Source organism: Actinoplanes aureus (assembly GCF_015704865.1).
Classification (GTDB): Bacteria; Actinomycetota; Actinomycetes; order Mycobacteriales; family Micromonosporaceae; genus Actinoplanes; species Actinoplanes aureus.
Genome location: NZ_JADQTO010000008.1, coordinates 20,158 through 27,220 on the forward strand (window position 1 = coordinate 20,158; position 7,063 = coordinate 27,220).

At 69.6% G+C, this 7,063-nt stretch carries 7 protein-coding genes; 5 read left to right on the top strand and 2 right to left on the bottom strand.

Annotated elements, in window-relative coordinates; all coding sequences use genetic code 11:
- The first annotated feature begins 16 nt into the window (after window positions 1-16).
- The 4 genes from I4J89_RS18390 to proC all read left to right on the top strand — a co-directional run bounded on the left by I4J89_RS18390 (window position 17) and on the right by proC (window position 4,170).
- On the top strand, window positions 17-1,492 hold the full coding sequence (locus I4J89_RS18390; protein ID WP_196415214.1) for a DHA2 family efflux MFS transporter permease subunit: 1,476 nt from the start codon (window positions 17-19) through the stop codon (window positions 1,490-1,492).
- 135 nt (window positions 1,493-1,627) lie between these two features.
- Window positions 1,628-2,125: a pyridoxamine 5'-phosphate oxidase family protein gene (locus tag I4J89_RS18395; protein WP_196415215.1), complete on the top strand. Its 498-nt coding sequence runs from the start codon at window positions 1,628-1,630 to the stop codon at window positions 2,123-2,125.
- A 146-nt stretch (window positions 2,126-2,271) separates the two neighbouring features.
- Window positions 2,272-3,300 (top strand): 6-phosphofructokinase, encoded by a 1,029-nt coding sequence (locus tag I4J89_RS18400; protein WP_196415216.1) that lies wholly within the window; start codon window positions 2,272-2,274, stop codon window positions 3,298-3,300.
- Window positions 3,301-3,357: 57 nt separating this feature from the next.
- The gene (gene proC / locus I4J89_RS18405) at window positions 3,358-4,170 is read left to right on the top strand and encodes a pyrroline-5-carboxylate reductase (RefSeq protein ID WP_196415217.1); all 813 of its coding nucleotides are present in this window, start codon (window positions 3,358-3,360) and stop codon (window positions 4,168-4,170) included.
- Window positions 4,171-4,191: 21 nt separating this feature from the next.
- On the opposite strand, the gene I4J89_RS18410 is transcribed toward proC, so the two are convergent.
- Window positions 4,192-4,869 carry a DUF429 domain-containing protein gene (locus I4J89_RS18410; protein ID WP_196415218.1) on the bottom strand — a complete coding sequence of 226 codons (678 nt, stop codon included), beginning with the start codon at window positions 4,867-4,869 and terminating at the stop codon, window positions 4,192-4,194.
- Window positions 4,869-5,339, bottom strand: a complete 471-nt coding sequence (locus I4J89_RS18415; protein ID WP_196415219.1) for a glutathione peroxidase — start codon at window positions 5,337-5,339, stop codon at window positions 4,869-4,871. Before I4J89_RS18415 ends, I4J89_RS18410 begins: the two co-directional genes overlap by 1 nt.
- Before the next feature lie 171 nt (window positions 5,340-5,510).
- Here I4J89_RS18415 and I4J89_RS18420 point away from each other — a divergent pair, with 171 nt between their 5' ends.
- Window positions 5,511-6,980 (top strand): glycosyl hydrolase family 18 protein, encoded by a 1,470-nt coding sequence (locus I4J89_RS18420; RefSeq protein WP_196415220.1) that lies wholly within the window; start codon window positions 5,511-5,513, stop codon window positions 6,978-6,980.
- Window positions 6,981-7,063: the final 83 nt, after the last annotated feature.

Here is a 7,063-nt window from a genome sequence, read left to right on the forward strand (position 1 = left end):
ACTTCGGGAAGGCCGCATGAGCACCCTTATTGATCGACCACTGCCCACCGAACCTAAGACCGGCCGCTGGTGGGCTTTGGTCGTGCTGGCGCTGGCCCAGCTCATGGTGGTGCTGGACGCCACGATCGTGAACATCGCGCTGCCCACCGCGCAGGCCGACCTGGCGTTCGACGACGCCGGCCGGCAGTGGGTGGTCACCGGGTACGCCCTCGCCTTCGGCAGCCTGCTGCTGCTCGGTGGGCGGCTCTCCGACTTCTTCGGCCGCAAGCGGATGTTCCTCATCGGCCTGGTCGGCTTCGCCCTCGCCTCCGCTCTCGGCGGCGCGGCGCAGAACCTCGAGCTGCTGATCGTCGCCCGCGCGCTGCAGGGCGCCTTCGGCGCGGCCCTGGCCCCGGCCGCGCTCTCGCTGCTCTCCACGACGTTCACCGAGCCGGCCGAGCGCGGCAAGGCGTTCGGCATCTTCGGCGCCATCTCCGGTGCCGGCGGCGGCATCGGCCTGCTGCTCGGCGGCGTGCTGACGGAGTACGTCTCCTGGCGCTGGTGCCTCTACGTCAACCTGGTCATCGCCGCCATCGCCGTGGTCGGCGCGCTCACCAAGCTGCGCGACGAGCCGGTCGCCGCCCACGGGAAGATCGACATCCCGGGTACGGTCACCGCGGTCGGCGGCCTGGTCGCCCTGGTCTACGGCCTGGCCAACGCCGAGACCGACGGCTGGACCGACGCCATGACGCTCGGCCCGATCGTCGCCGGCCTGGCGCTGCTCGGCCTGTTCATCGGCATCGAGCGCCGGGTGGCCCACCCGCTGCTGCCGATGCGGGTGGTGCTGGACCGCAACCGCGGCGGCTCGTACGCCTCGATCGCGATCGCCGGCGCCGGCATGTTCGGCATCTTCCTGTTCCTGACCTACTACCTGACCGCCGTGCTGGCGTTCACCCCGATCAAGACCGGTCTGGCCTTCCTGCCGATGCTCGGCGCGGTGATGCTCACCGCCACCACCGCCGGCTCGATGCTCGCGCCCAGGGTCGGCCCGCGCCCGCTGGTCCCGGTCGGCGCTCTGATCGCGGCCGGCGGCATGGTCCTGCTGACCCGGCTCGAGCTCGACTCGTCGTACGCCTCCGGCGTCCTGCCCGGCCTGATCATCATCGGTCTCGGCCTGGGCCTGGTCTTCGCGCCCACCCAGAACGCCGCGACCTCCGGTGTCGAGCACCGCGACGCCGGTGTCGCCTCCGCGATGATCAACACGGTGCAGCAGATCGGCGGTTCGATCGGCACCGCGCTGCTCAGCTCGTTCTTCGCCACCACGGTCGAGGACCACATGGCCGGCCAGGCTCCGACCCAGCAGCTCGCGCTCCAGGCCCAGCTGGACGGGTACCACACCGTCTTCTGGTGGTCGGCCGGCTTCTTCGTGCTGGCCGCGATCGTCGCCGCGGTGCTCTTCCGCACCGGCCCGCTGGACGTCGACCCGGACGCACCGCCCGCGATGGCGCACTGACCCCTCGTCGCTTTGGCCTCCGCCCTCCGCGGCGATCTTGCGAATCCGCGAGATCGCCGCGGAGGGCGGCCGCTGGTTTGAGTGGCGTCCCGGCGGGAAGTTCGGGCGCTAGTCGACCGGAAGTGAGGAAACGACATGACTGCCACCGAGCAGGAGCGGCGCGACAAGGTCAAGAAGATGGTGGCCGACGCCAAGATCTGCATGCTGACCACGATGACCGAGGACCACCGGCACGTCAGCCGGCCGATGGCGGTGCAGGAGGTGGAGTTCGACGGCGACCTGTGGTTCTTCGCGTACGCCGACTCGGACCTGGTCCAGCAGATCAGCCACTACCCGCAGGTGAACGTCGCGTTCAGCGACCCGAAGCAGCACAACTGGATCTCCATCTCCGGCGCGGCGTCCCGTCAGGACGACCGGGCCAAGGCCGAGGAGCTGTGGAACCCGCTGCTCAAGGCCTGGTTCCCGGACGGCCTGGATACGCCGAACCTGACCCTGGTGAAGGTCACCACGCAGACCGCCGAGTACTGGGAGGCGGCACACAGTTCGAAGGTCGTCACTCTGCTCGGGTACGCCAAGGCCGCTGTCACCGGCAAGACCCCGGAGGCCGGTGAGAACGAAACCGTCAGGCTTTAGCGGGGCGGCTTCGACCGGGTCCCGGGCGGCGACTAGAGTTCGGTTGCGGCCCGCCCCGGGCCCGGCAACGCTGCCGCTTGAGATCGCTTCCCCGGGGGCTCGCACGGGCTAACCGCATCTCGTTACCCGATCCAGGGGGAAGAAAAATGCGTATCGGCGTGCTCACCGGTGGCGGCGACTGCCCCGGTCTCAACGCGGTCATCCGGGCCGTGGTCCGCAAGGGCGTCACGGCGTACGGCCACGAATTCGTCGGTTTCCGCGACGGCTGGAAGGGCCCGCTGGAGGGCCTGACGAAGCCGCTGGGCATCGCGGAGGTCCGCGGCATCCTGCCGCGCGGCGGCACCATCCTGGGTTCGTCCCGGACCAACCCCTTCAAGATCGAGGGCGGCGTCGAGAAGATCAAGGCCAACCTGGCCGAGCAGGGCGTCGACGCGCTCGTCGCGATCGGCGGCGAGGACACCCTCGGCGTCGCGACCAAGCTGCACGACCTCGGCGTCAACGTCGTCGGCGTGCCGAAGACGATCGACAACGACCTGAACGCCACCGACTTCACCTTCGGCTTCGACACCGCGGTGAACATCGCGATGGAGGCCATCGACCGGCTGCACACCACCGCCGAGTCGCACCACCGCACCCTGGTCGTCGAGGTCATGGGCCGGCACGCCGGCTGGATCGCGCTGCACGCCGGTCTCGCCGGTGGCGCGAACGTGATTCTGCTGCCGGAGCGCAAGTTCGATGTGGAGCAGGTCGCCACCTACGTGACCAAGCGCTTCCAGGTGGAGTACGCGCCGATCGTGGTGGTCGCCGAGGGCGCCCAGCCGCTCGACGGCCAGATGGTCCTGCACAACCAGGAGCTCGACAGCTTCGGCCACGTCCGCCTCGGCGGCATCGGCCAGTGGCTGGCCGAGCAGCTGGAGGAGAAGACCGGCAAGGAGGCCCGGACCGTCGTCCTCGGCCACATCCAGCGCGGTGGCACCCCGACCGCGTTCGACCGGGTCCTCTCCACCCGCTTCGGCCTGCAGGCGATCGACGCGGTGCACGAGGGCGACTTCGGCAAGATGATGGCGCTGCGCGGCACCGACATCGTCCGGGTCCCGCTGATCGAGGGCACCGGCGAGCTGAAGACCGTTCCGATCGAGCGGTACGAAGAGGCCGAGGTCTTCTTCGGTAACTGAGTTCGTCGAAGGGCCGGGGTGTTCCCCCGGCCCTTTTTCTCGTGGAGAGGAGGCGCGTTGCCCAAGCACACGGTCGCGGTCATCGGAGCCGGCAAGATCGGTGAGCTCGTCCTCTCCGGCCTGCTGCGGTCCGGGTGGCCGGCCTCCCGGCTGCTGGTCACCGCCCGGCGCGCCGCGCGCGGCGCCGAGCTGGCCGACCGGTACGGCGTGACGGTGGTAGAGAACGCCGAGGCGGTGACCCGGGCGGACATCCTGGCGATCGCCGTGAAGCCGCAGGACGCCGCGGCCCTGCTGGACGAGATCGGCGCCAAGGTGCCCGCCGACAAACTCGTGGTCTCGCTCTGCGCCGGCCTGCCGACCAGCTTCTTCGCCGCGCGGCTGCCGGAGGGCACCCCGGTGGTCCGGGTCATGACCAATACACCGGCGCTGGTGGACCAGGCGATGACGGCGATCTCGGCCGGCCCGCACGCCAACGGCGAGCACCTGGCCATCGCCGAGGAGATGTTCAAGCCGCTCGGCGTCACGCTGCGTGTTCCGGAGTCGCAACAGGACGCGGTCACCGCGCTCTCCGGTTCCGGCCCGGCGTACTTCTATCTGCTGGTCGAGGCGATGATCGACGCCGGCATCCTGCTCGGTCTGCCCCGGCAGGTGGCGCACGAGCTGATCGTCCAGACCGCCGTCGGTTCGGCGGTGATGCTGCGCGACTCGGGCGAGCACCCGGTGAAGCTGCGCGAGGCGGTCACGTCACCGGCCGGCACGACCATCTCGGCGATCCGCGAGCTGGAGAAGCACGGCGTGCGCGCCGCGCTCCTGGCCGCGTTGGAGGCCGCCCGGGACCGGGCCCGCCAGATCGCCGCCGACATGCGGTAGGCCGGCACGGGGACGCTCGCCTCAGTACCAGATGGCGATTTTGGTGCTGTCGCTCTCCTCGGGTGGGCTCGGATGGCTCAGCGCGACACCGGTCGCCACGCGGTGGGCGGTCCAGGCCACCGCGGCGGCGTCCAGGATGTCGTCGGGCGGTGCCTGGCCGGCCGGGCCGAGGCGGTCCGGCAGGACGATGCCGTGGCGGGCCAGCAGTTCCCGGCGGCGGGCCTGACCGCTCCAGGTCTTCTTGGCGTGTGGCAGCGGCTCGCCGGCCATGGCGCGGAACGACACCTCCGGATGGGCCTCGAAGAGCAGGCCGGGGTGGCGTTCCCAGATCGCGTTGGCCTCGAGCAGTTTGGGGCGCAGCGCCCACGACTGGCGGCTCAGGCCGGCTCCGGTGAGCTCCCGGCAGACCCGGTTCGCGGACGCGAAGTCCGACTCGTCCCAGACCGCGCGGGGCGGCACCCGGAACACGCTGCCGCGGCGCGGTCCGAGCTGGTCGGCGGCGAGGGTGTCGGCGGCGCGCCAGCGGTCGGGGAGCATGCCCAGGGGGATGTCGACGCCGATCACCGCGGCCCCGGAGCTACCCGCCACGATCTCGTACAGCGTGGACGCCAGCACCGCGCGCCCGAAGGCGCCGTCGCGCAGCTCCACGCCGACCCAGCCGAGCGCGTATGCGTCGACCCCGATCACGTGGATGCTCATCAGTGCGGGAGGAGCTTCTCGATGGTCGAGACGAGCTCGTCGTCGTCCGGTGCGGTGCCGGGTGCGAAGCGGGCGGCGACCGTGCCGTCGGGGGCCACGACGAACTTCTCGAAGTTCCACTGGATGTCGTCGCCGTTGCGAACCAGCTCGCGATAGAGCGGGTGCCGGCCGGGACCGTTCACCTCGACCTTCTCGGTCACCGGGAAGGTCACGCCGTAGTTCGCCCGGCAGAATTCGGCGATCTCGCCGGCGGTGCCGGGTTCCTGGCCGCCGAACTGGTCGCATGGCACGCCGACCAGCACCAGGCCACGGTCGCGATAGGTCTCGTAGAGGGTTTGCAATCCGGCGTACTGCGGGGTCAGGCCGCAGCGAGAGGCCACGTTGACCACCAGCACGACCGATCCGCGGTAGCGGTCCAATTCGGTCGGGCCACCGGTGAGGGCGTCAATGTCGACGTCGAAGATGGTCATGACGGAAGACTACGCGCTGTGTCCATCTGAATGCATCCTGTCGCTACCGGCCGTTCGATGTTAAACGGACCTTAAAGGTGTTCACCTCGCTTGACTGTTGTTAATCGATGTGACTACCGTCTCCTCATCCCTCTCTCTGGAAAGTTTCCTAACTGTTGAGGAGACATCCCCGTGTCTAAAACCACCCGCCGGGCGATCTTCGCCGGTGCGGTCGTCCTTGCGGCCGGCATCGCGGTGCCCGCCGTGTCGGCGTCCGCCGCCGCTGCCTGTGCCCCTGCATGGAGCGCCTCCGCCGTCTATGTGAAGGACAACGTCGCCTCGCAGAACGGCCACAACTACACCGCCAAGTGGTGGACCCAGAACGAGTCCCCGGCTACCAACAGCAGCCAGTGGGCCGTGTGGATCGACAACGGGGTCTGCGGTGGCACCACGCCACCCACCACCCCGCCGACCACGCCTCCCACCACGCCACCGACGACGCCGCCCACCACCCCGCCGACCACGCCGCCCACCACGAACCCGCCGACCGGCAGCAAGTGGGTCGTCGGCTACTTCGCCGAGTGGGGCGTCTACGGCCGCGGCTACCACGTGAAGAACATCGACACGTCCGGCTCGGCCTCGAAGCTCACGCACATCCTGTACGCGTTCGGCAACACCACCGGCGGCAAGTGCACCATCGGTGACTCGTACGCGGACTACGAGAAGGCGTACACCGCCGCGGAGAGCGTCGACGGCGTCGCGGACACCTGGGACCAGCCGCTGCGCGGTTCGTTCAACCAGCTCCGCAAGCTGAAGAAGAAGTACCCGCACCTCAAGGTGATCTACTCGATGGGCGGCTGGACCTGGTCCGGCGGCTTCAGCGACGCCGCCAAGAACCCGGCCGCGTTCGCCGACTCCTGCTACAACCTGGTCGAGGACTCCCGCTGGGCGGACGTCTTCGACGGCATCGACATCGACTGGGAGTACCCGAACGCCTGTGGCCTGACCTGTGACACCAGCGGGCCGGCCGCGTACGCCAACGTGCTCACCGCGCTGCGCAACAAGTTCGGTGCGAACAACCTGATCACCTCGGCGATCTCCGCCGACGGCAGCAACGGCGGCAAGCTCGACGTGGCCGACTACGCCGCGGGCATCGCGAAGCTCGACAAGGTCTTCCCGATGACCTACGACTACTTCGGCGCGTTCGCCGCGCAGGGCCCGACCGCCCCGCACTCGCCGCTCACCGCCTACCCCGGTATCCCGCAGGCCGGCTTCCACTCGGACGCCGCAGTGCAGAAGCTGAAGTCGAAGGGCGTCCCGGCCAGCAAGATCCTGCTCGGCATCGGCTTCTACGGCCGCGGCTGGACCGGCGTCACCCAGGCTGCCCCGGGCGGTTCGGCGACCGGTGCGGCGGCCGGCACCTACGAGGCCGGCATCGAGGACTACAAGGTCCTCAAGACCAAGTGCCCGGCCACCGGCACCGTCGGCGGCACGGCGTATGCCTTCTGCGGCAACAACTGGTGGAGCTACGACACCCCGTCGACGATCGCCGGCAAGATGACCTACGCGAAGAACCAGGGTCTCGGCGGCGCGTTCTTCTGGGAGCTCTCCGGTGACACCACCAACGGCGAGCTGATCACCGCGATCAAGGGCAACCTCTGATCGTCTGAACCACTGAGAAGCGGGGCACCGGGCGCAAGCTCAGTGCCCCCCAACCGGATGCATTAAGGGGAGAGCCGCGCGGG

Coding starts and splice junctions, on each gene's coding strand:
- I4J89_RS18390 (WP_196415214.1), top strand. CDS start 17: ATGAGCACCCTTATTGATCGACCACTGCCCACCGAACCTAAGACCGGC.
- I4J89_RS18395 (WP_196415215.1), top strand. CDS start 1,628: ATGACTGCCACCGAGCAGGAGCGGCGCGACAAGGTCAAGAAGATGGTG.
- I4J89_RS18400 (WP_196415216.1), top strand. CDS start 2,272: ATGCGTATCGGCGTGCTCACCGGTGGCGGCGACTGCCCCGGTCTCAAC.
- I4J89_RS18410 (WP_196415218.1), bottom strand. CDS start 4,869: ATGAGCATCCACGTGATCGGGGTCGACGCATACGCGCTCGGCTGGGTC.
- I4J89_RS18415 (WP_196415219.1), bottom strand. CDS start 5,339: ATGACCATCTTCGACGTCGACATTGACGCCCTCACCGGTGGCCCGACC.